1 protein-coding gene is annotated in these 1,168 nt (G+C 65.4%); it reads left to right on the forward strand.

Annotation, left to right across the window (positions count from 1 at the left end):
- On the forward strand, positions 1-1,165 hold a 1,165-nt coding region (gene groEL, locus EOA33_RS36335), incomplete at its 5' end, for a chaperonin GroEL (protein ID WP_127407768.1).
- Positions 1,166-1,168: the final 3 nt, after the last annotated feature.

The following is a 1,168-nucleotide window of genomic DNA, read 5'->3' on the forward strand; positions in this document are numbered from 1 at the left end:
GGAAGCGAGGCAGAAGGTCGGCAACGAAGGCGTCACCCCCGTCGAGGAAGCCAAGACCGCCGAGACCGAGCTGGAAGTCGTCGAAGGCATGCAGTTCGACCGCGGCTACCTGTCGCCCTACTTCGTCACCAACGCCGACAAGATGGTCGCCGATCTGGAAGACGCCTACATTCTCCTCCACGAGAAGAAGCTCTCCAACCTGCAGGCCATGCTGCCGGTGCTCGAGGCTGTCGTGCAGACCTCGAAGCCGCTGCTCATCATCTCGGAAGACGTCGAAGGCGAGGCGCTGGCCACGCTGGTCGTCAACAAGCTGCGCGGTGGCCTGAAGATCGCCGCCGTCAAGGCTCCGGGCTTCGGTGACCGCCGCAAGGCCATGCTGGAAGACATCGCCATCCTCACCGGTGGCCAGGTCATCTCGGAAGATCTCGGCATCAAGCTCGAGAATGTCGGCCTCAACATGCTCGGCCGCGCCAAGAAGGTGTCGATCTCCAAGGAGAACACCACCATCGTCGACGGCGCCGGCAAGAAGGCAGAGATCCAGGGCCGCGTCGCCCAGATCAAGCAGCAGATCGAGGAGACCACCTCGGACTACGACAAGGAGAAGCTGCAGGAGCGTCTGGCCAAGCTCGCAGGCGGCGTCGCGGTGATCCGCGTCGGCGGCGCGACCGAGGTCGAGGTCAAGGAAAAGAAGGACCGCGTTGATGACGCCCTGAACGCGACCCGTGCGGCCGTGGAAGAAGGCATCGTTGCCGGCGGCGGCGTGGCCCTGCTGCGCGCCTCTGGCAATCTCAAGGCTACCGGCGCCAACTCCGACCAGGCCGCCGGCATCAACATCGTGCGTCGCGCGCTGCAGGCTCCGGCCCGCCAGATCGCGGCCAACGCCGGTGCTGAAGCCTCGATCGTTGCCGGCAAGATCCTCGACAACAAGGGCGCCACCTTCGGCTACAACGCCCAGACCGGCGAGTATGGCGACATGATCGCCATGGGCATCGTCGACCCGGTCAAGGTCGTGCGCACCGCCCTGCAGGACGCGGCCTCGGTCGCTGGCCTGCTGGTCACCACCGAAGCCATGATCGCCGAAGCTCCGAAGAAGGAAGCTGCCGGCGGTATGCCGGGCGGTATGCCGGGCGGTGGCATGGGTGGCATGGGCGGCATGGACTTCTAAGAA

The sequence above is a fragment of the Mesorhizobium sp. M4A.F.Ca.ET.050.02.1.1 genome (assembly GCF_003997725.1).
Classification (GTDB): domain Bacteria; phylum Pseudomonadota; class Alphaproteobacteria; order Rhizobiales; family Rhizobiaceae; genus Mesorhizobium.